The following is a 19,228-nucleotide window of genomic DNA, read 5'->3' as shown; positions in this document are numbered from 1 at the left end:
TCCCCTCGCCTAGAAGCGCGCGATGGAGGCAGGGGCAGACCGACTTCGCTGGTGGCAGACACGCTGGTTCGTATGGGCGGCGGCGCTTGCCTGTGCGATCCCGATGCTGTGGCCGCAGGTGCCGCCGCTGCTCGATCTGCCCGGCCATATCGGGCGGTATCGGGTGCAGCAGATGTGGGGCGAAATGCCCCATCTCGCCGAATGGTACCGGTTCGATTGGCAGTTGATCGGCAATCTGGGCGTCGACCTGCTCGTTTTCGTGCTGGAGCCGGTGCTGGGTCTGGAACCGGCGGTGAAGGCGATCGTCATCACCATCCCGCCGCTGACCGCGCTCGGCCTGCTGTGGATCGCGCGGGAAGTGCATGGGCGGGTGCCGGCCACCGCCCTGTTCGCCCTGCCGCTGGCCTACAGCTTTCCGCTGCATTTCGGCTTCGTCAATTTCGCGCTGTCGATGGCGCTCGCGCTCAACGCCTTTGCCCTGTGGTTGCGGCTGGCGCGGCTGGGCAAGCTGCGGCTGCGCAACTGGATCTTTCCGCCGATCGCCTGCCTGATCTGGGTCACGCACACCTTTGGCTGGGGAACGCTGGGCGTTCTTGCCTTTTCGGCCGAGCTGATCCGCCGCCACGACATGCGCGGGCCGGGCGGGGATTTCATCCAGCGGTGGGTAAAGCCTTGGTTCGTTGCCGGTATCCAGTGCCTGGTGCTGGCCCCGCCGGTCATCCTGATGATCGCATGGCGCACCGGTCAGGCATCGGGGGCGACCACGGATTTCTTTAACTGGCAGGCCAAGATGATGTGGCTGACCATGGTCCTGCGCGACCGGTGGCAGCTGTTCGACCTGGCCAGTGTCGGCGTCCTGTATCTGGTGCTGTTCAAGGGGGTGCGCGATCCGAATATCGAATATTCGCGCAACCTCCTGATCTCGCTTGCCTTTCTGGCGCTGGTCTATGTCCTCTTGCCGCGCATCGTGTTCGGATCGGCCTATGCCGACATGCGCCTTGCGCCCTATCTGTTTGCCGTCGGCTTGATCGCGCTGCGCCCGAAACCGGGCCTGTCGATCCGCGGTGCATCGGTGCTGGCGGGGATCGGCCTTGCTTTTTTCCTGGTGCGGCTGGGCGGCACCACGGCGAGTTTCTACCTGTATGATCAGAGCTACAAGCGTGAGCTTGCCGCGCTGGAGGCGTTGCCGCCCAAATCGCGGCTGATCACATTCGTCGGCGTGTCCTGTGCCCAACCCTGGGCCATGACGCGGGTCGAGCATCTGGCCGGGCTGGCGCTGGCGCGAAAGCTCGCCTTTGCCAACGATCAATGGTCGATGGTCGGTGGCCAGTTGATGACGACGCGGTACGCCGCAGGGCTGGGCTATGCGTCCGATCCGTCGGAGCTGGTGACCAGTCACCAGTGCCGCCGCGAATGGTGGCGGCCGCTGGCCTGGGCGATCACGCATTTCCCGCGCGATGCGTTCGATCATGTCTGGCTGATCCACGCCCCGCCCTATGACCAGCGGCTCAACCAGGGGCTGGTGCCAGTGTGGACCAACGGGTCGAGCACGCTGTTCCGCGTCAATCCCGCCGTACCGCCGGCCGTGGTGACGGTGGAAGACCTTGGCCCCTATGGCCCGTTCGCCATCGAGCGGCTGGCGCGGCGCGAGGTGCGGCTGCGCGAGCTGCGTGACCGGATCGAACGGCGCGAGCTGGACCCGCCGAACGAGCGGGAGCGTTAAGGGCCGCGATGCCTAACCCCGCTTGAACGGGGTCATTTCGCCCAGAAACGCCTCTTCGCTTTCCATCGCCGCCGTCTCGCGCGCCAGAAAATCCGCGATGGCGCGGCGAAATCCCGGATCGGGGATGTAGTGCGCGGACCAGGTGGGCACGGGCGCATAGCCGCGCGCCAGCTTGTGTTCGCCCTGCGCCCCCGCCTCGACCCGCGCCAGCCCGCGTTCGATGGCGGCGTCGATCGCCTGATAATAGCACAGCTCGAAATGAAGGAAGGGCACGTCCTCGCGGCAGCCCCAATAGCGGCCATACAGCGCATCCGACCCGATCAGGTTCAGCGCGCCCGCAATCGGCCGTCCGTCCCGTTCCGCCAGGATCAGCAGCACATCGTCCGCCATTTCCTGCCCCAGCAGGGTAAAGAAAGCGCGCGACAGATAGGGCCGACCCCATTTGCGCGCGCCCGTATCCTGATAGAAAACCCAGAAGGCGTCCCAATGCGCCTCGGTGATCGCCGCGCCGGTCAGGTGGCGGATGGTCAGCCCCTCCACCGCCGCCGCCCGTTCCTTGCGCAGGTTCTTGCGCTTGCGGCTGGCCAGATCGCCCAGGAAATCGTCGAACGAGCCATAGCCGCGATTGGCCCAGTGGAACTGGACGCCCCGACGGATCAGCCAGCCGGCGGCGCGAAAGGCGTCGAGCTGCGCCTCCTCGACAAAGGTCGCATGGGCGGATGACAGGCCGTTCTGATCCGTCACCGCCTCGATCGAGGCGATCAGGCCGGGGGCCGCATCAGCATCGCGCAGCAACAGGCGCGCGCCCGGCACGGGGGTGAACGGCACTGCCACCTGAAGTTTTGGATAATAGCGACCCCCCGCCCGTTCCCACGCATCGGCCCAGGCATGGTCGAACACATATTCGCCCTGGCTGTGCGATTTGCCATAGGCCGGGGCGATGGCGGCGGGGCGGCCATCCGCGCCATCGACCACGATGGGCAGCGGTTGCCACCCGGCCTGTGCCGACGCCGATCCCGACCGTTCAAGGATCGACAGGAACCGGTGGCTGAGGAACGGATTGCCGGTGCCCGCGCACGCATCCCATTCGGCCGCCGGAATGGCGGTTACGCTTTCGGCGATGCGGGCAGTGATGGGCCGGGCGGTCACGCCATCAAGGTAGGGCGGCGTCGCCCGCCCGCAATGGCTGATCAAGCGGCGCAGGCTTCATTGTCACGATCCGTTGCGGCAACGGCACCTCGACACCGCGATCCTGAAACAGGCGCCACAGTCGGTTCAGCACATCCGACTTCACATTGCCGACGCCGCTTTCGGGATCGTTGATCCAGACAAGGATTTCGAACGCCGCGCCATTTTCGGCAAAGGCGGTCATCCACACATTGGGCGCGGGGCTTTTCAGGACGCGGGGGCTGTCGGTCGCGGCCTGCATCATCAACTGCTGCGCCAGCGCCATGTCGCTGGAATAGGCGATGGTGACGGGGATGCGGATGCGCACGTCGCGGTCGGAAAAGGACCAGTTCTCCACCTCCTGCGTCATCAGGTTTTCGTTGGGGATCAGATGCTCCTTGCCATCGCGCGTAATCACGCTGACCGCGCGCACGCCGATCTTGTTCACCCAGCCGAAACTCTGACCCACCACGATCACGTCGCCCGGCTTGATCGACCGGTCCATCAACAGGATGATGCCGGCGATCAGGTTGCCGATGGTCTTTTGCAGGCCAAAGCCCACCGCCAGGCCGAATGCGCCCGAAAAGATCGCAAGGCTGGTCAGGTCGATCGACAACAGGTCGATGCCGACAAAGAACGCGATGACGACCACCGCAATGCCGGCCAGTTTCTGGAACAGCAGCTTTTGCGTCGGATCGAACGCGCGCGAGCCGCTGATCGAATGAGCGATCAGCTTGTTGGTCAGCCGGGCGATGGCGAACAGGGTGACGCCCGCAATGGTGATCGTGACCAGATCGAGGAGGGAAATGCGGCGGCTGCCCACCTGAACCGCCAGCGAATCGAGCAGTTCGGTGACCGGCGTGAGGCCCCCGACCGCGCGGGTGAAGATGGCCACAAAGACGAACAGGCCGACCGCCCAGGCCAGCCCGCCCACCACGCGCAGGCCACGCAGGGTCTGGATCACGCCGCGCGCCGCCGCGATGCTCCAGACAAGGCCGATCAGCAGCGTGGCAAGGCCGGTCCACGGCCACAGCCGATTGGCGATGGCCAGCATCAGCGCGATGGTCAGGTGGCGCAGGATGGGGGCAATGCGGGGCAGGATCGGCGTGCCCTGAAACCCCGTCCGATCGCCCAGCATCGCCACCAGTGCTGGGCCGATCCAGCGCGCGGCAGCCCAACCCGCGATCAGGGCAAGGCCGATGATGCCCAGCGCCACCGCCGCCTCGACCAGCTCCGGCCCGTCGGGCACGTCGATGCCACGCGCGGCCAGCCAGGCGCCGATGCCGTTCATGCCTTGATGGATCGCCAGGCCGCAAAGCCGCGCTCGAGATCGGCGATCAGGTCGTCCGAATCCTCCAGCCCGATCTGCAGCCGGACCACTGGCCCCTCTGCCAGCCAGCGGGTCGCGCTGCGATGCCGCTGCGGATCGACGGGCAGCGCCAGGCTTTCAAAGCCGCCCCAGCTATAGCCGATGCCGAACAGGCCCAACGTGTCGATGAACGCCGCCCGCGCCCGGTCGCTGCCCCCCGCGAGCACGATGCTGAACAGGGCTGACGCACCGCGAAAATCCCGCTGGAACAGGGCATGGCCCGGGCAATCGGACAGAGCCGGATGCAGCACCCGCGCCACCTCCGCCCTGCCCTGCAGCCATTCGGCGATCCTGAGCGCCGCCGCCCCCTGTTGCGCCAGCCGGACGCCCATGGTGCGCAGCCCCCGCGCGCCCAGCCAGGCATCGTCGGGGCTGGCCGTCTGACCCAGTTGATGGCTGACGGTGCGCAGGGCGTCAAAGCGGCCCGGCCCGGCGGTCACGCTGCCCAGCATCACGTCGCTGTGCCCAACGACATATTTGGTGCAGGCCATGATCGAATAATCGACCCCCATGCCAATGGCCGGCAGCAACAGCGGCGTTGCCCAGGTATTGTCGATCAGCGTGGTCAGCCCCCGCGCCTTGGCGACAGCGACGATGGCCGGCACATCCTGCACCTCGAACGTCAGGCTGCCGGGGCTTTCCATGAAGATGGCGCGGGTGGCAGGGCTGATCAGGTCGGCGATTCCCGCGCCGATCAGCGGGTCGTAATAGCGCGTCGTCACGCCGAACCGGGCGAGGAAATGGTCGCAGAAGCTGCGCGTCGGGTCATAGGCGCTGTCGGTCATCAACAGCTCGTCGCCGGGGTTGAGACAGGCGAGCAACGCAGCCGATACCGCCGCCACGCCGGACGGATAGAGGAACGTCGCCTCTGCCTCCGGCTCCAGCTGCGTCAGCGCGTCGGCCAGCGACCATTGGGTCGGCGTGCCGCGCCGGCCGTAGAACAGCCTGTGGTGCGTATCCGCCCCGCCCCGCGCGCGCAGCTCGGCGACGCTGTCATACAGGATCGTCGACGCGCGCCAGACCGGCGGATTGACGATGCCGTTGGTCCATTCCGCGCGCCGGCCGCCGGTGATCAGGCGGGTTGCGGGGCGTTGATCGTCGGGCGGCGTCTTGCTCACGCAGTCACTTCCTTTGGCGTTTCGGGGTCGATGCCCCATTCGGACCAGCTGCCGTCATAGAGCGCGCCGCCCTGCCCGATCCGGTCCAGCCCGAACAGCAGAACAGATGCGGTGATGCCCGATCCGCAACTGGCGACGATGGGGCGGTCAAGGTCGATGCCCGCCGCATCGAATTCGGCGCGGATGGCGTCCGGCGACTTCCATGTCCCGTCGGCCTGAAACATCCGGCCATAGGGCAGGTTCAGCGCGCCGGGGATATGCCCCGCCGCAACGCCGGGCCGGGGATCGGCCTCTGCCCCCGAAAACCGGGGTGCGCCGCGCGCGTCGACCACCTGTTCCTCGCCGCTCGTCACATTGGCCAGCATCGCCGCCTTGTCGCGGACCGCGCCGCTTGCCGGTCGCGGGGAAAAGGTTGCAGGGCATGGCCGGTGTTCGCCCGCCTCAAGCGGCCGACCCTCCGCCCGCCATTTGGCCAGTCCGCCGTCGAGAATGGCGACATCGGCAAAGCCCATCGTCCGCAGCATCCACCAGGCGCGGGCGGCAGTGCGGATGTCGCTGTCGTCATACAGGACGACACGCCGCCCCTCGCCAATGCCCAGCGCACCCATCGCGGCGGCGAACGCATCCGGCCGGGGCAGCATCATCGGCGCGGGATGATCGGGATCGGCCAGCGCCTTCAGGTTCAGGAACACCGCGCCCGGAATGTGCGCGGCGGCAAATTCGGCGGCGGGATCACGGGGCGTCAAATGATAGCTTGCATCCACGATCACCAGATCAGGGTCGGCCAGATGCCCGGCCAGCCATTCGGTCGATACCAGCGTTTCCATGCGCGCCTCCTTGCCGCCGTCCTAGCCGTTCGTCCGGAGCGAAGTCGAGACAGCGTTTCCGACGTCATTCCGCTGCGGGGATGTTCAAACCCGATCGCCCGCATCGAGCCGTTTCAGGAAATGCGCGGCCTGCGCCTTCAGTGCGCGCTTGTCGTCATCCTTCATCTTCGCCCAGTTGCGATAGGGCATGGCAAGCCGCTGGTTCTTGCCAAGCTTGTCCGCGTTCCTGTCCAGAAAATCCCAGTAAAGCGCGTTGTACGGACACGCTTTCGGCCCGGTCCGCTGTTTGACGTCGTACCGGCAATGCCCGCAATAATCGCTCATCCGGTCGATATATGCTCCCGACGCGGCATAGGGTTTGGATGCCAGCAGGCCGCCGTCCCCGAACTGGCTCATGCCCAGCGTGTTGGGCGCCTCCACCCATTCATAGGCATCGGCATACACCTCAAGATACCAACGTTGCACATCGGCCGGGTCCGCCCCGATCAGCAGCGCGAAATTGCCGGTGACCATCAACCGCTGGATATGATGGGCATAGGCGAAATCCAGCGTCTGGCCGATCGCCTGCGACAGGCAGTGCATGTCCGTCTCGCCCGTCCAGTAGAATGCGGGCAGCGGCCGTTTGGCGTCGAGGAAATTGCGGGCGGTATAGTCCGGCCCCTCCCGCCAATAGATGCCGCGCACATATTCGCGCCAGCCGATGATCTGGCGGATAAAGCCCTCGACAGCATTGAGTGGCGCGCGGCCCTCGGCATATTCCGCCTCCGCCAGCCGGCACAGCTCCAGCGGGTCAAGCAGGCCGCAGTTGAGATAGGGCGACAGGATCGAGTGCCACAGGAACGGCTCGCCGGTCAGCATCGCATCCTGATAATCCCCGAACCGGGGCAGCGCGTGGCGAATGAAATGCGCCTGCTGCGCCAGCGCATCCGCGCGCGTCACGGCAAAATCGAAGCCGTGGAGCCTGCCGGGATGATCGGCGAACCGGTCCGCAACCAGCTTGAGCACCGCCTTCGTCCCCGCGTCCGGCGCAAAGGAAAGCGGCCGTGGCATCAACAGGTCGCGGGTCGCGGGCTTTCGGTTTTCCTTGTCGTAATTCCACTCCCCGCCTTCGGGCTTGCCGTCCGCATCCAGCAACAGGCCGGTCTTGCGGCGCATCTCGCGATAGAAAAACTCCATGCGCAGCTGCTTGCGCCCCTCGGCCCAGTCGTCGAAATCGGCATGGGCGGCGATGAAGCGGTCATCCTCGCGGATATCGACGGTGCATCCGAACTTGTCGGCCCATTGGTCCTGCGCCTGGCGCACCCGCCATTCGCCCGCTTCGGTGGCCACGATCCGTTTCGGCGCGTGCCGTTCGACCGCGCGGGCCAGTTCGCCCGTAAAGCTGCCGGCATTGGCTGGATCATCGAGCGCGATGTAATCCACCGTCCATCCCGCCGCCCGCAGCGCTTCGGCATGGTGGCGCATCGCGGCGAACAGGAACGCGATCTTGCGGACGTGATGGCGGACATAGGTCGCCTCCTCATCCACCTCCATCATCAGGATGACGCTGGTTTTGGGGTCCGCATCCTTGAGGGCGGACAGCCCGAAACTCAGCTGATCGCCCAGTACCGGGATCAGCGTGTCGATGCCCCGTTCCATTCCGCCCCGTTCCTTCCTAAATGCGCGAACCATGACACCCAAATTCCTTGGCCAGACCGCCGACCTGCCCCAGACCCCCGAAGAAGCGGTGCTGGATTATGTCCCCAACCCGCAGGCCGGGCAGCTGTATCTGGTGCGCTTCGTCGCGCCGGAATTCACCTCGCTCTGCCCTGTGACGGCGCAGCCCGATTTCGCCCATCTGGTGATCGATTACGCCCCGGACCAGACCATCGTCGAATCCAAATCGCTGAAACTGTTCCTGGGCAGCTTTCGCAACCATCAGGCGTTTCATGAAAACTGCACGGTCGGCATCGGTCGCCGGCTGTTTGATGAAATGAAGCCGAAATGGTTGCGCATCGGCGGATATTGGTATCCGCGCGGCGGCATTCCCATCGACGTGTTCTGGCAATCGGGCGAACCGCCGGCCGGGCTGTGGCTGCCGGATCAGGGTGTGCCGGGATATCGCGGCCGCGGGTGAGTCGCGCAGGCCGCACCATCGGCGGCGCGTAACAGCTGAAAATTGCATCATTTTGTTTCTGTTGCACCGCAGCATCGATGCAACCATAGTGTTCATCCGGGGTTTAGGTTCGGGTGCCGCCGCGTGGCACCCACCAAACAGATCAGGGATAGAGCATTATGGCGCATCATCCGCTTGCGCCGGCAGGGACCGGCCATGTCGCACTGCTCGGCAATTTCCTGCCCCGCCGGTGCGGCCTCGCAACCTTTACCACCCATTGTCATGACGCGCTGGTCGAACAGTTTCCGGACCTGACCGTCGATGTCTATGCGATGGACGACCGTGCCGAAAGCTATGCCTACCCCCCCGCCGTCACGCACAGCATCCCCCAGCATGATCGCGCCGCCTATCTGGACGCGGCCCGCCGGATCGAGGGGTCGGGCGCCCAGGCGCTGTGGGTTCAGCACGAATACGGCATCTATGGCGGTGCGGCGGGCGAGCATCTGCTGGCGCTGATCGACCGACTGACCATTCCGGTCGTCGTCATGCTGCACACCATCCTGGAACAGCCCAGCCCGGACGAGCGCCGGGTGATCGAGGCGCTGATCGCCCGCGCTGCCAGGGTGATGGTGATGGCCGAACGAGGCTGCGAAATCCTGATGCGCACGCACGGCACCGATACGCGAAAGATCGTCACCGTGCCGCACGGCGTGCCCGACCGCCCGCTGGTCGCGCCCGACAGCATGAAGGAACAGTTCGGATGGCAAGGGCGCAAGGTCGTGCTGACCTTTGGCCTGCTCGCCCCGTCAAAGGGGATCGAGACGCTGATTTCCGCCGTGCCGGCCATTGCCGCCCGCCATCCGGAGGCGCTGTATATCGTGCTGGGCGCGACACACCCCAATGTCGTCGCGCATGAGGGCGAAGCGTATCGCCAGCGGCTGAAGGCGGATGCCGAGGCGCTGGGCGTTGCCGAACATGTCCGGTTCATCGACGGGTTCATCGAACAGGAAGAACTGCTGGATTATCTGCAGGCCGCAGACGTCTATGCCACACCCTACCCGAACCCGGCACAGATCACGTCGGGAACGCTGTCCTATGCCGTGGGCGTCGGCGCGGCGGTCGTTTCGACCCCCTATGTCCACGCCACCGAAATTCTGGCCGACAATCACGGCATCATCGTGCCGTTCGGCGACAGTGCAGGCTTTGCCGACGCGATCAACGGCCTGTTCGACGAAGCGGACCGGCGCGATGCCCTGTCGGCGCGTGCCTATGCCCGGGGGCGCACGATGCTGTGGCCGCGCCTTGCCGATACGGCGATGGCGGTGATCGAGGACGCGATCGAGCGCCAGCCGCGCTTCCTGCGCGTCGAACGATCGGCGGACCACCCCCCGCTGGCGCCGGACTTGTCCGCCGTCATCCGCATGAGCGACGGGACGGGGATGCTGCAGCACGCGATCCATTCCGTGCCGGATCGCCGCCACGGCTATTGCATCGACGATAATGCCCGCGCCTTCATCCTGATGCACCGGATCGACCCGCTGGACGATCAGGTGCGGGATGAGTGGACCACGGTCTATGCCTCGTTCATCCAGCACGCCTGGAACGAGCATCAGCGCCGGTTCCGCAATTTCATGGGGTTCGACCGGCAATGGCTGGAAGATACGGGGTCGGAGGATTCCAACGGCCGTACCCTTTGGGCGCTGGGCGTCGGCGCGGCGGAGGGCCGGATTCCCAAGCATCGCATCTGGGCCGGCGAATGGTTTGAGCGGACGGCGCCGATCGCACTGAACCTGGGCAGCCCGCGGGCGCGCGCATTCGCCATGCTGGGTGCCGCCGCCTATCTGGAGGCGCGGCCCGACCATGGGGTATCGCATACCATCCTGACCCGGTTCGGTGAGGAGCTGACCGAACTGCTCGATGCGGCGCGGCGGCCGGAATGGGAATGGTTTGAAATCGTCCTTGCCTATGACAATGCCCGCCTGCCCGAGGCGCTGCTGCGCGCAGGCCAGGTGCTGGAACGGCAGGATTTCATCGACACCGGCCTGGCGACGCTGGAATGGATCGTTTCGCGCCAGACATCGCCCGATGGCCGGTTCCGCGCGGTTGGCACCGACAGTTTCGGCCGGGCCTATGCCGATCCCTTGCCCTTTGACCAGCAGCCGCTGGAGGCGCAGGCGACGATCGATGCCTGTGCCGCCGCATTCCATGCCAGCGGCGACACGCGCTGGATCGACGAGGCGGAACGCGCCTATCGCTGGTATCTGGGGGTCAACGACCTTGACCTGCCGCTGGCCAGCGGAGCCGATGGCGGATGTTTCGACGGATTGATGCCGTCGGGCCTCAACCGCAATCAGGGTGCCGAATCCATTTTGGCACTGCAACTTGCCTCATGCGCGATTTCTGCCCTTTCAAAACGGCGCGAGTCCGTGTCAAACGGTCAGGAACGCGCTGCCTGAGGCCAATTCCTCGCGGCAACGCATCAAGGGTTCGCACGCGGGGGATTTGATGCTCGACCTGTTCCATCACCCGGCCCGGCTGTATGCCGATCCGTCGCGGGTGGTCGTGCGGCCGTTCCATATCGGATGGTCGTCCAATGGCGGCGGGCCGAGCCGCACGGAACGACTGGTCAGTGCCGTTCTGGCGCTATCCCTGCCGGAGGCGCGCGCCGAGCTTGAGCTGGTGCTCAAGGATTTCGAGGCGCGGCACTGGCAGACGCGGCGCGTGTTCATGACCCGGTATGAACAGATTGCGCAGGTGCTCGGCCTGGACGATGCGGTGATCGGCGACGAGCGCCGCCAGCTGATCGGCGCCTATTTCTGTCACGAATACAGCTATGCCGCCGCCGCGCTGATGAACCCCAGCGTGGTGCCGCATTTCGACCAGTCCGGGATGCCGGCGGGGTCCACCCGCATCCTGATGTCGATGCGTGCCGTCGGCGAAGGGCACATCTCGTCCGTCGCGTTCCGCGAGGGGATCATCGGGCCGGGCAACGAATTGCGTCTGTCGCCCGAACCGCCCTTTGCCACGGCGGTCGATGTGGAGGGTGAGGAGATTCCGGAAGGTCCGGTGACCGTGTGCCGCCACCGTGACAGCACCCTGTCCGGCACGGTGATCTTTCCCATCACCCACGCCCAGTCAAAGGGGCTGGAGGACCTGCGCCTCGTGCAGTTCACGCATGACGATGGCAGCGTGGAATGGCTGGGCACCTATACCGCCTATAACGGTTCGGCGATTCAGTCGGAGATGCTGCGGACCCGCGATTTCCGCAATTTCGACCTGGTGCCGATGAGCGGCAGTGCCGCGCGCAACAAGGGCATGGGCCTGTTCCCGCGCAAGATCGGCGGCAGTTACTGGATGATCGGGCGGCAGGATGGCGAAAACCTGTTCCTGATCCAGTCCGATACGCTGACCCATTGGGACGAGGGGCAAAAGCTGCTGACCCCCCATTATCCGTGGGAGCTGGTGCAGATCGGCAATTGCGGGCCGCCGATCGAGCTGGACGAGGGCTGGTTGCTGCTAACGCACGGCGTCGGCGCGATGCGGAAATATTCGATCGGCGCGGTGCTGCTGGACAAGCACGATCCGTCAAAGGTGCTGGGCCGCACGGCCGAGCCGATCTTGTCCGCCGCCAATCAGGACCGCGAAGGCTATGTGCCCAACGTCGTTTATAGCTGCGGCGGGATGCGGCATGACGACCGGATCTTCATCCCCTATGGCGTGGCGGACAGCTCGATCGCCTTTGCGTTCGTGCCCATCGCTTCGCTGATCGCGGCTATGGTCTGAACCGCCGGCTGATCACTCATCCCCGCTCGTCCTGAGCCTGTCGAAGGACGCGGCCCCGGCCCTAGCCGATCCAGCGCCAGATCCCGGCGGCGACACCCGCCAGCGGGATGTGTGCCCAGGTCGCAGCGGCCCAGATCACGGTGCCCGCGCCCAGGGCATGCGCGCCGGGCATTGCCGAACGCCACGGCACGCGCCCGGCGATCAGCGCGGCGAACGGCCAGTAGCTGGTCGTCCGCGACCATTCCGGCCAGAATCCGGGCTGCAGCGTTGCCTTTTTCGCATCCTGCAACGCCGCCCCGACCAGCGCCAGCACGGCGATGGCCGCCGTCAGCACCAGATTGGCGGGGATCGGGAACACCGCCGCATGGACCAGCGCCCACAGGCCGAACCCCCACATCATCGGATGGCGGGTGATGGCGAACACGCCCTTTGGCGTCGGCACGGTGGCGGGCGGCCCCTTTGGATCGGGCAGCGCCGGGTTGCGGACCAGCGATCCGGCAAACAGGACCGCGCCAACCCACATCACCGCCGTACCCGCCGCCCAAAGGCCATTGCCGACCGGCCATAGCGGCGCCTGTGCCGGCAGCGTCTGATAGACATGGGCCATCCACCCCAGCGTGGCAAAGGCGACGATGGAATAGACACCCAGAAACCCGTTCGCCCCCAACCGCGCGACCAGCGGCGCGCGCAGCGGGTGCGACAACAGGAAATGCGTGCCGACAAAGGCGATGCAGGCAAGGATCAGCATCATCATCGGCGGCACGCCTCCATCGGGTCAGAAGGTTGCCGGGCGCGGCGGTACAGCGGCATCCGGTTCGGCCAGGGCATCGACCGCCCGATCGCCGTCATCGCGCAGCGTGTCGAGGTGCATCCACTTCTTCACCACCGGGCTGAACAGCACGACAGCAACGCCGATGCCGATCGCGATCCAGCCGAACAGTTCGTAAATGTCGAGCAGGCCGGTCTTGGTCATCTGGCCGTCATGGCCGCCCGTCGCCTCACCGATCTTGCCCGCAACGAAATTGCCGACCGCCGTCATGTAGAACCACGCCCCCATGATCAGCGAGGCGAGGAATTTCGGAGCGAGCCGGTTCATCGCCGACAGGCCGACCGGCGACAGGCACAGCTCGGCCGTGGTCGCCAACAGGTAATAGGCGAACACCAGGAACACCGGCGTCATCGCCTCGATCCCCCATGCCTGCGCACCGAACACGAGCACAAGGTTGGCGGCACCCATCTGCAACAGGGCGATGCCGAACTTGGCCGGGGCAGACGGCTCCAGCCCGCGCTTGCCCAGCCATTGCCAAAGGGCGGCAAAGATCGGGGCGAACAGGATGATGTAAATCGGGTTGATCGATTGGAAGATGCCGGCCGGCACCCCGCCGCGATCGACAAATTCGTCGGTGAACAGGTTCATCGAACCGCCCGCCTGTTCGAACAGGCCCCAGAAGACCGGATTGAGGGAAATCAGGAACAGGATGGCGAACATCCGTTCGCGCGGTTCCTTTTCCAGCTTGAAGCTTTCGAACAGGACATAGGCGAGCAGCGCGACGCCGGAAACGGCCAGCAACCCCTGAATCACGTTCTGATACTGAACGAGCGCCCAGATCACGGCCACGGAGGCAACGCCAATGCCGTACAGGCCGAATTCCTTGCCACGGGCAAGCGGTGCAGGCGCCTCTCCGGCCCCGCGCAGCGATCCCCTGCCCAGCGCAAAAACGATCAGGCCGACAAGCATGCCGATCCCCGCCAGTCCGAAGCCGTAACCCCAGCCGAGCGTCTGGCCGAGATAGGCGACAAGGATCGTGCCCATCGCCGCCCCCACATTGATGCCCATGTAGAAGATCGTATAGGCGGCATCGCGGCGCGTGTCGGTGAGGTTATAAAGCTGACCCACCATGACCGAGATGTTCGCCTTCAGGAATCCCGAACCGACGATGATGAAGGCAAGCGCGGCCCAGAAGACGTTGATCGTCGGGTCGCTCTGCCCGCCGGTGCCTTCGACCGCCATCAGCGAATGGCCCGCCGCCAGCAACAGGCCGCCGAACAGCACCGCCTTGCGCTGTCCCAGATAGCGGTCGGCCAGATAGCCGCCCAGTACCGGGGTGATGTACACCAGCGAGGTATAGGCGCCGTAGATCAGGTTCGATTTGCCGTCCGAAAACAACCAGTGCTGCGTCAGGTAAAAGATCAGGATGGCGCGCATGCCGTAATAGGAGAAACGCTCCCACATTTCGGCAAAGAACAGCATGTACAGGCCCTTGGGATGGCCCGCAAATTCCGGCTTGCGGCTGGCCGCGATCATCAGTCCGACGGCCAGGAACGCGAACAGCACTGCCATGGCGATGGCCATGATCCAGTCTGCTTCCGCCCAGGCAGCGATTGGTTTGAAGGAAGACAAAACGGACACCCTTTCGGCAAAACAAATGCATGGCCCGGGCGCACTTTGCACCCGGACCGAAGATGCGCCGCAGCCTAGCCAGCGAAACTGGCTTGCCAAGCAATTATTGTGCGTCGGCCGGTGCCACCCTAGATCGCGGGGCATGACGTTCAATGATCGCACCAGTCCGCTGACCCTGCTTGCCACCCGCCGGTCGGGTCGCCCGCGCGAAATGACTGCCCCGGGCCCGGGCGAGGCGGAGCTGCGGGCGATGATCGCGCTGGCGGCGCGCACGCCCGATCATGGCAAGCTGGCCCCGTGGCGCTTCGTCATCGTGCCGCCGGATGCGCGCGATGCGCTGTCCGCGATGCTGACCGATGCCTATCGCGCCGAAAAGCCGGAGGCAGGTCGGCTGGAGATCGAGGCGATGGACAATTTCGCGCGCATGGCCCCCGCGCTGGTCGTGGTGCTGCATTCGCCGAAACCCAGCCATATCCCGGCCTGGGAACAGGAACTGTCGACGGGCGCGGCGACCATGAACCTGCTGCATGCCGTCCATGCCCATGGCTATGTCGGGGGCTGGCTGACCGGTTGGGCCAGCACATCGGATCGCGTGCGGGACGCATTCGGCGCTGCGCATGAACGGATTGCCGGATTCGTGTTCATCGGTACGGCGGCCAAACCGCTGGAGGAGCGGCCCCGCCCATTGATCGACGATATTGCCTCCATCTGGCACGGTTGACCCACACCGACGCTGGACAGGCCGGACCGATGGTGTATTAAGGTGCTATGGCGCTGCTCGATCACGATGAAAGCCCGGTCTATCTGAAATTGCGGGCAACCATTGTTGCCGCGATCCTGAAGGGACGGTTTCGTGCGGGCGACCAGTTGCCCTCGGTTCGTGCGCTTGCCGCCGAACATGGCGCCAATCCGCTGACCGTCGCAAAGGCGTATCAGCGGTTTCAGGACGAAGGCTATGTCGAGGTGCGGCGCGGCGTCGGGATGTTCGTCCTGCCCGGCACGGCGGAACGGCTGCGCACGGCGGAACGGGAGCGGTTTCTGGCCGGAACCTGGCCGCGGGTTCAGGAACAGATCGCATTGCTCGGCCTGAGCGTCGACGACCTGCTGGACCGCGAAATCGCCTGATTGCCGGTGCCCCGCCGGGCAGCGTTGCATTTATGATTCATCCACAGAAAAATCTTCCGCTGATCGACGGAACAGGGCGGCTCATCGCTGCGTTCATGCTATGGTCCGCAGTCTGGAGGAAGCGACATGGCCCGCGGTGACGACATTCTGATGCTGAGCCGGACGATCGGCCGGGGCGAACAGGGCCTGACCTATCGGCTGGACAAGGTGAATGCCTGTCCCGATTGCGGCGAAAGCCAGTGGTTCGTCGGCCGGATGACCGCCGAATGCGCGTGCTGCGGTGCTGCATTGCCGCTCAGCCATAGCGGCCTGCGCAGCTACATGATGACCGGCACCAGCAATCTGACCGGCACGCTCGCCGCCTGAACGGTCGGCGACAGGCGATCTATTCGGGGGACTCGCCCGTCCAGGCATCGGCAATCCGGTCGCGCGCCTCGGTCAGCAGGCGCAGGTAATCGGCGCGGAACGGCTCATCCAGCGTGACGGCCAGCCGCTGGCGCACGCCGTCGAGCACCGCATATTCGGCGCGATGGGCGAAATGGTCGCCCGGCGGCATGGCGTCATCATCGAACCAGCGGCACAGCAGTTCGAACAGGACGAGCGCCTCGTCCCGTTCGCTGACCAGCCGCACCCCGATCATGCAGCAAAGGCCGCCGCGGGCACGGCATACAGCTGTTCCGCCCCCGCCCGCGCCGCATGGGCCAGGCCCAGCGCCTCCGGCACCACCTGATCCAGGTAAAAGGCGATTGCCGCGCGCTTCATCGCGGCGAATTGCGGATCGCCGGTCCAGCCGTCCAGCGCCGCGAGCTGCCGTTCCATCAACCAGCCACAGGTGGCGACCGACATCATGGTCAGGAAGGGATAGCTGGCCGCCAGCCGGTCATCGGCCGATGCCCCTTTCAGCGCCCCGCCGATCGCGGTCACCTCTGCGATCAGGGTGCCCAGCGCGGCATGGCGTGCCTCGGCCGCCAGCTGGCCGACAAAGCGGTCGAACACCCCGCCGCCGTCCAGCCCCAGCTTGCGGCCGACCAGATCGGCGGCCTGGATACCGTTCGTCCCTTCGTAGATCGGGGTGATGCGCGCGTCGCGGAAATGCTGGGCAGCGCCGGTTTCCTCGACATACCCCATGCCGCCATGCACCTGAATGCCGATGCTGGCGACTTCGTTGCCGATATCGGTGCCATGCGCCTTGGCCAGCGGGGTAACAAGGTCGACGCGCGCCTGCGCCTCCGCATCGCCCAGCGCGGCCTGATCCACCTGTCCGGCGGCGTAATAGACGAGCGCGCGGGCGGCCATGGTCTGCGCCTTCATCCGCATCAGCATCCGCCGCACATCGGGATGTTCGACGATGGCGACCGGCGACTTGTCCGGCGATCCGGCCCGCGCCGACTGCACCCGGTCCAGCGCATAGGCGACGGCGCGCTGGGTCGCCCGCTCTGCCACCTGCACCCCCTGCAGCCCGACATTCAGACGCGCATTGTTCATCATCGTGAACATCGCGCGCATCCCGCCATGTTCCGGGCCGATCAGTTCGCCGATGCAATCGCCATTGTCGCCGAACGACAGGACACAGGTCGGCGATGCGTGCAGCCCCATCTTGTGTTCGATTGACACGACGCGGATGTCGTTGAACGCGCCCGGCGTGCCATCGGCGTTCAGCCGGTATTTGGGCACCAGAAACAGGCTGAGGCCGCGCGTCCCCTCTGGCGCGCCGGGCGTGCGGGCCAGCACCAGGTGGACGATATTGTCCGCCATGTCATGGTCGCCAAAGCTGATATAGATTTTGGTGCCCGAAATCCGGAACCGCCCGTCACCGATCGGCTCCGCCCGCGCCCGCAGCGCCCCGACATCGCTGCCCGCCTGCGGTTCGGTCAGGTTCATCGTGCCGGTCCATTCGCCGGTCGCCAGTTTCGGCAGATACAATGCCTGCTGTTCCGGGCTGCCATGATGGGCCAGCGCCTCGATCGCGCCGACGGTCAGCGTCGGGCAGAGTGCAAAGCTCATGTTCGCGCCGCCCAGCGTTTCCAGCACGGCCGTGGTCAGCGAAAAGGGCAGCCCCTGTCCGCCATAGGCCTCTGGCGTGCCGATCGTGCCCCATCCGCCCTCGACATAGGCGCGATAGGCGGCAGCAAAACCGTCCGGCATCACCACGCCGGATTGGGTCAGGCGCGCGCCCACCGTGTCGCCGATGCGGTCCAGCGGCGCCCATTCGCCCGCGGCAAATTGGCCTGCCCCCTCCAGCACGGCATCGACCACATCGGCGCTGGCGGCGGCGAAACGGTCGCTGTCGGCAAGGGCGGCAATCCCGGCGATGCTGTCCAGCACGAACCGCTGTTCGGTAACGGGGGCGGTGAAGCTCATGAATCCTCTCTTGTCGGCGTTTTCACGGAAGTATAGCGGCGGTTTCGTGACGCTTCAAAGCACCCGAACCTTACCCTACGGCGAGGCCGCGCTTGCCGATGCTGCTGCGGCAATCGCGGCCGGGCAATGCGTCGCGGTGCCCACCGAAACCGTTTACGGGCTGGCCGCCGACGCCACTGATTCGCGCGCCGTGGCGGGCATTTATGCGGCCAAGGGGCGGCCCAGTTTCAACCCGTTGATCGTGCACGTGCCGGATACCGACGCCGCCCGCCGGTTCGCCCTGTTCGATGCGCGTGCCGACAGGCTGGCGGCGGCGTACTGGCCGGGGCCGCTGACCCTTGTCCTGCCGCTGCGGCCGGACAGCGGAATTGCCTCTCTGGTAACGGCGGGGCTGGACAGCATCGCCATCCGCGTGCCCGCCCACCGCGCCATGCAGGGGTTGCTCGCCGCGACGGGCAAGCCGCTGGCCGCGCCATCGGCCAATGCCAGCGGGACGATCAGCCCGACCCGCGCCGCTCATGTGCTGGCGACGCTGGACGGGCGCATTCCCCTGATCCTGGATGACGGGGCGACACGGGCTGGGCTGGAATCGACCATCATCGCCCTGACCGGGACGCAGGCCCGGCTGCTGCGGCCCGGACCCATCGCGGCGGCGACGCTGGCGGCGGCACTGGGCGAGCCGGTGCTGGCGGCGGACGATGGCGCGGTGGTCGCGCCGGGGATGCTGGCCAGCCATTATGCGCCGTCCAAGCCGCTCCGGCTGAATGCCACCGACGCCCGGCCGGGTGAATGGCTGATCGGGTTCGGTGCAGTCACGGGGCAGGATACGCTGTCCGCCACCGGCGACCTGATCGAGGCGGGCGCGCGCCTGTTCGACAGCCTGCACCGCGCCGATGCGAGCGAGGCCGGGGGCATCGCCGTCGCGCCGGTGCCGATGGACGGCCTGGGCGCGGCAATCAACGACCGGCTGACGCGGGCCGCAGCAGACAGGGACTGACGCCGGCTGGCGCCAGTCCCCGCTGCTTGCTTGGGACGTGCAGGGTTGAACGGTGGGTCAGAGCCGGCCCAGCCGGTGATAGAGGTGACTGAACTTCACTGAATCCGGCGAGCCCTGCACATCCTCTCGCTGAAGATGGCTGAGCACGGCTGCGCGGATCAGGCGGAAATCCTCGCTGGAAAAAACCGGGCGAGCGCGGGTCGGCTCCGGGCTGGTGCGGGTGCGCTTGGGCGTTTCCATCATGGTGATCATCATCGTCTTT

General features: G+C 66.0%; 18 protein-coding genes. 8 read left to right on the top strand and 10 right to left on the bottom strand.

Annotated elements, in window-relative coordinates:
- Window positions 1-22: 22 nt before the first annotated feature.
- The gene (locus ACNI3Q_RS13195; RefSeq protein ID WP_426277395.1) at window positions 23-1,723 is read left to right on the top strand and encodes a hypothetical protein; all 1,701 of its coding nucleotides are present in this window, start codon (window positions 23-25) and stop codon (window positions 1,721-1,723) included.
- A gap of 12 nt (window positions 1,724-1,735) precedes the next feature.
- Here ACNI3Q_RS13195 and ACNI3Q_RS13190 read toward each other — a convergent pair whose 3' ends face one another.
- From ACNI3Q_RS13190 to ACNI3Q_RS13170, 5 genes are all read right to left on the bottom strand, one after another.
- The gene (locus ACNI3Q_RS13190) at window positions 1,736-2,872 is read right to left on the bottom strand and encodes a GNAT family N-acetyltransferase (protein ID WP_426277393.1); all 1,137 of its coding nucleotides are present in this window, start codon (window positions 2,870-2,872) and stop codon (window positions 1,736-1,738) included.
- Window positions 2,873-2,876: 4 nt separating this feature from the next.
- Window positions 2,877-4,181, bottom strand: coding sequence for a mechanosensitive ion channel family protein (locus tag ACNI3Q_RS13185; RefSeq protein ID WP_426277391.1), 1,305 nt, complete (start codon window positions 4,179-4,181; stop codon window positions 2,877-2,879).
- On the bottom strand, window positions 4,178-5,416 hold the full coding sequence (gene metC / locus ACNI3Q_RS13180) for a cystathionine beta-lyase (protein WP_426277389.1): 1,239 nt from the start codon (window positions 5,414-5,416) through the stop codon (window positions 4,178-4,180). Before metC ends, ACNI3Q_RS13185 begins: the two co-directional genes overlap by 4 nt.
- Entirely contained in the window at window positions 5,374-6,204 is an 831-nt protein-coding gene (sseA, locus tag ACNI3Q_RS13175; RefSeq protein WP_426277387.1) for a 3-mercaptopyruvate sulfurtransferase, read from the bottom strand. Before sseA ends, metC begins: the two co-directional genes overlap by 43 nt.
- Before the next feature lie 84 nt (window positions 6,205-6,288).
- Window positions 6,289-7,842 carry a cryptochrome/photolyase family protein gene (locus tag ACNI3Q_RS13170; protein ID WP_426277385.1) on the bottom strand — a complete coding sequence of 518 codons (1,554 nt, stop codon included), beginning with the start codon at window positions 7,840-7,842 and terminating at the stop codon, window positions 6,289-6,291.
- A 31-nt stretch (window positions 7,843-7,873) separates the two neighbouring features.
- Between ACNI3Q_RS13170 and queF the strand changes: the two genes are divergently transcribed.
- The 3 genes from queF (at window position 7,874) to ACNI3Q_RS13155 (ending at window position 12,082) form a co-directional block, all read left to right on the top strand.
- Window positions 7,874-8,320 carry a preQ(1) synthase gene (queF, locus tag ACNI3Q_RS13165; RefSeq protein WP_260020067.1) on the top strand — a complete coding sequence of 149 codons (447 nt, stop codon included), beginning with the start codon at window positions 7,874-7,876 and terminating at the stop codon, window positions 8,318-8,320.
- A 158-nt stretch (window positions 8,321-8,478) separates the two neighbouring features.
- Window positions 8,479-10,755 (top strand): glycosyltransferase family 4 protein, encoded by a 2,277-nt coding sequence (locus ACNI3Q_RS13160; protein WP_426277383.1) that lies wholly within the window; start codon window positions 8,479-8,481, stop codon window positions 10,753-10,755.
- 49 nt (window positions 10,756-10,804) lie between these two features.
- A complete protein-coding gene (locus ACNI3Q_RS13155) occupies window positions 10,805-12,082 on the top strand; it encodes a glycoside hydrolase family 130 protein (RefSeq protein ID WP_426277381.1) in 1,278 nt (425 codons plus the stop codon).
- Window positions 12,083-12,143: 61 nt separating this feature from the next.
- On the opposite strand, the gene ACNI3Q_RS13150 is transcribed toward ACNI3Q_RS13155, so the two are convergent.
- Window positions 12,144-12,836 carry an NnrU family protein gene (locus ACNI3Q_RS13150; RefSeq protein WP_426277380.1) on the bottom strand — a complete coding sequence of 231 codons (693 nt, stop codon included), beginning with the start codon at window positions 12,834-12,836 and terminating at the stop codon, window positions 12,144-12,146.
- Between the two features lie 21 nt (window positions 12,837-12,857).
- Window positions 12,858-14,435, bottom strand: coding sequence for a peptide MFS transporter (locus ACNI3Q_RS13145; RefSeq protein ID WP_426277378.1), 1,578 nt, complete (start codon window positions 14,433-14,435; stop codon window positions 12,858-12,860).
- Between the two features lie 190 nt (window positions 14,436-14,625).
- Here ACNI3Q_RS13145 and ACNI3Q_RS13140 point away from each other — a divergent pair, with 190 nt between their 5' ends.
- The 3 genes from ACNI3Q_RS13140 (at window position 14,626) to ACNI3Q_RS13130 (ending at window position 15,974) form a co-directional block, all read left to right on the top strand.
- Window positions 14,626-15,204 carry a nitroreductase family protein gene (locus ACNI3Q_RS13140; protein ID WP_426277375.1) on the top strand — a complete coding sequence of 193 codons (579 nt, stop codon included), beginning with the start codon at window positions 14,626-14,628 and terminating at the stop codon, window positions 15,202-15,204.
- A gap of 47 nt (window positions 15,205-15,251) precedes the next feature.
- Window positions 15,252-15,608, top strand: a complete 357-nt coding sequence (locus tag ACNI3Q_RS13135; RefSeq protein WP_260020073.1) for a GntR family transcriptional regulator — start codon at window positions 15,252-15,254, stop codon at window positions 15,606-15,608.
- Between the two features lie 126 nt (window positions 15,609-15,734).
- A complete protein-coding gene (locus tag ACNI3Q_RS13130) occupies window positions 15,735-15,974 on the top strand; it encodes a hypothetical protein (protein WP_426277373.1) in 240 nt (79 codons plus the stop codon).
- A 19-nt stretch (window positions 15,975-15,993) separates the two neighbouring features.
- Here the strand turns inward: ACNI3Q_RS13130 and ACNI3Q_RS13125 are convergent, their stop codons facing one another.
- Both ACNI3Q_RS13125 and ACNI3Q_RS13120 read right to left on the bottom strand, forming a co-directional pair.
- Complete coding sequence (locus ACNI3Q_RS13125) at window positions 15,994-16,248, bottom strand: hypothetical protein (protein ID WP_426277371.1); 255 nt, start codon at window positions 16,246-16,248, stop codon at window positions 15,994-15,996.
- Window positions 16,245-17,969, bottom strand: coding sequence for an acyl-CoA dehydrogenase family protein (locus ACNI3Q_RS13120; protein WP_426277369.1), 1,725 nt, complete (start codon window positions 17,967-17,969; stop codon window positions 16,245-16,247). The genes ACNI3Q_RS13125 and ACNI3Q_RS13120 overlap by 4 nt, the downstream gene beginning before the upstream one ends.
- Between ACNI3Q_RS13120 and ACNI3Q_RS13115 the strand changes: the two genes are divergently transcribed.
- On the top strand, window positions 17,968-18,966 hold the full coding sequence (locus ACNI3Q_RS13115) for an L-threonylcarbamoyladenylate synthase (RefSeq protein WP_426277367.1): 999 nt from the start codon (window positions 17,968-17,970) through the stop codon (window positions 18,964-18,966). The genes ACNI3Q_RS13120 and ACNI3Q_RS13115 overlap by 2 nt on opposite strands.
- A gap of 57 nt (window positions 18,967-19,023) precedes the next feature.
- Here ACNI3Q_RS13115 and ACNI3Q_RS13110 read toward each other — a convergent pair whose 3' ends face one another.
- Window positions 19,024-19,218 carry a hypothetical protein gene (locus tag ACNI3Q_RS13110; RefSeq protein WP_426277599.1) on the bottom strand — a complete coding sequence of 65 codons (195 nt, stop codon included), beginning with the start codon at window positions 19,216-19,218 and terminating at the stop codon, window positions 19,024-19,026.
- Window positions 19,219-19,228: the final 10 nt, after the last annotated feature.

Origin of the sequence: Sphingomonas eleionomae, assembly GCF_049889035.1 — a bacterium.
Classification (GTDB): domain Bacteria; phylum Pseudomonadota; class Alphaproteobacteria; order Sphingomonadales; family Sphingomonadaceae; genus Sphingomonas.
Note: the sequence above shows the minus strand (reverse complement) of the source record. Positions and strands in the feature narration are given on the sequence as shown.

Coding starts and splice junctions, on each gene's coding strand:
- ACNI3Q_RS13195 (WP_426277395.1), top strand. CDS start 23: ATGGAGGCAGGGGCAGACCGACTTCGCTGGTGGCAGACACGCTGGTTC.
- ACNI3Q_RS13185 (WP_426277391.1), bottom strand. CDS start 4,181: ATGAACGGCATCGGCGCCTGGCTGGCCGCGCGTGGCATCGACGTGCCC.
- metC (WP_426277389.1), bottom strand. CDS start 5,416: ATGGGGCATCGACCCCGAAACGCCAAAGGAAGTGACTGCGTGAGCAAG.
- sseA (WP_426277387.1), bottom strand. CDS start 6,204: ATGGAAACGCTGGTATCGACCGAATGGCTGGCCGGGCATCTGGCCGAC.
- ACNI3Q_RS13170 (WP_426277385.1), bottom strand. CDS start 7,842: ATGGAACGGGGCATCGACACGCTGATCCCGGTACTGGGCGATCAGCTG.
- queF (WP_260020067.1), top strand. CDS start 7,874: ATGACACCCAAATTCCTTGGCCAGACCGCCGACCTGCCCCAGACCCCC.
- ACNI3Q_RS13160 (WP_426277383.1), top strand. CDS start 8,479: ATGGCGCATCATCCGCTTGCGCCGGCAGGGACCGGCCATGTCGCACTG.
- ACNI3Q_RS13155 (WP_426277381.1), top strand. CDS start 10,805: ATGCTCGACCTGTTCCATCACCCGGCCCGGCTGTATGCCGATCCGTCG.
- ACNI3Q_RS13150 (WP_426277380.1), bottom strand. CDS start 12,836: ATGATGATGCTGATCCTTGCCTGCATCGCCTTTGTCGGCACGCATTTC.
- ACNI3Q_RS13145 (WP_426277378.1), bottom strand. CDS start 14,435: ATGGCCATCGCCATGGCAGTGCTGTTCGCGTTCCTGGCCGTCGGACTG.
- ACNI3Q_RS13140 (WP_426277375.1), top strand. CDS start 14,626: ATGACGTTCAATGATCGCACCAGTCCGCTGACCCTGCTTGCCACCCGC.
- ACNI3Q_RS13135 (WP_260020073.1), top strand. CDS start 15,252: ATGGCGCTGCTCGATCACGATGAAAGCCCGGTCTATCTGAAATTGCGG.
- ACNI3Q_RS13130 (WP_426277373.1), top strand. CDS start 15,735: ATGGCCCGCGGTGACGACATTCTGATGCTGAGCCGGACGATCGGCCGG.
- ACNI3Q_RS13125 (WP_426277371.1), bottom strand. CDS start 16,248: ATGATCGGGGTGCGGCTGGTCAGCGAACGGGACGAGGCGCTCGTCCTG.
- ACNI3Q_RS13115 (WP_426277367.1), top strand. CDS start 17,968: ATGAATCCTCTCTTGTCGGCGTTTTCACGGAAGTATAGCGGCGGTTTC.
- ACNI3Q_RS13120 (WP_426277369.1), bottom strand. CDS start 17,969: ATGAGCTTCACCGCCCCCGTTACCGAACAGCGGTTCGTGCTGGACAGC.
- ACNI3Q_RS13110 (WP_426277599.1), bottom strand. CDS start 19,218: ATGATCACCATGATGGAAACGCCCAAGCGCACCCGCACCAGCCCGGAG.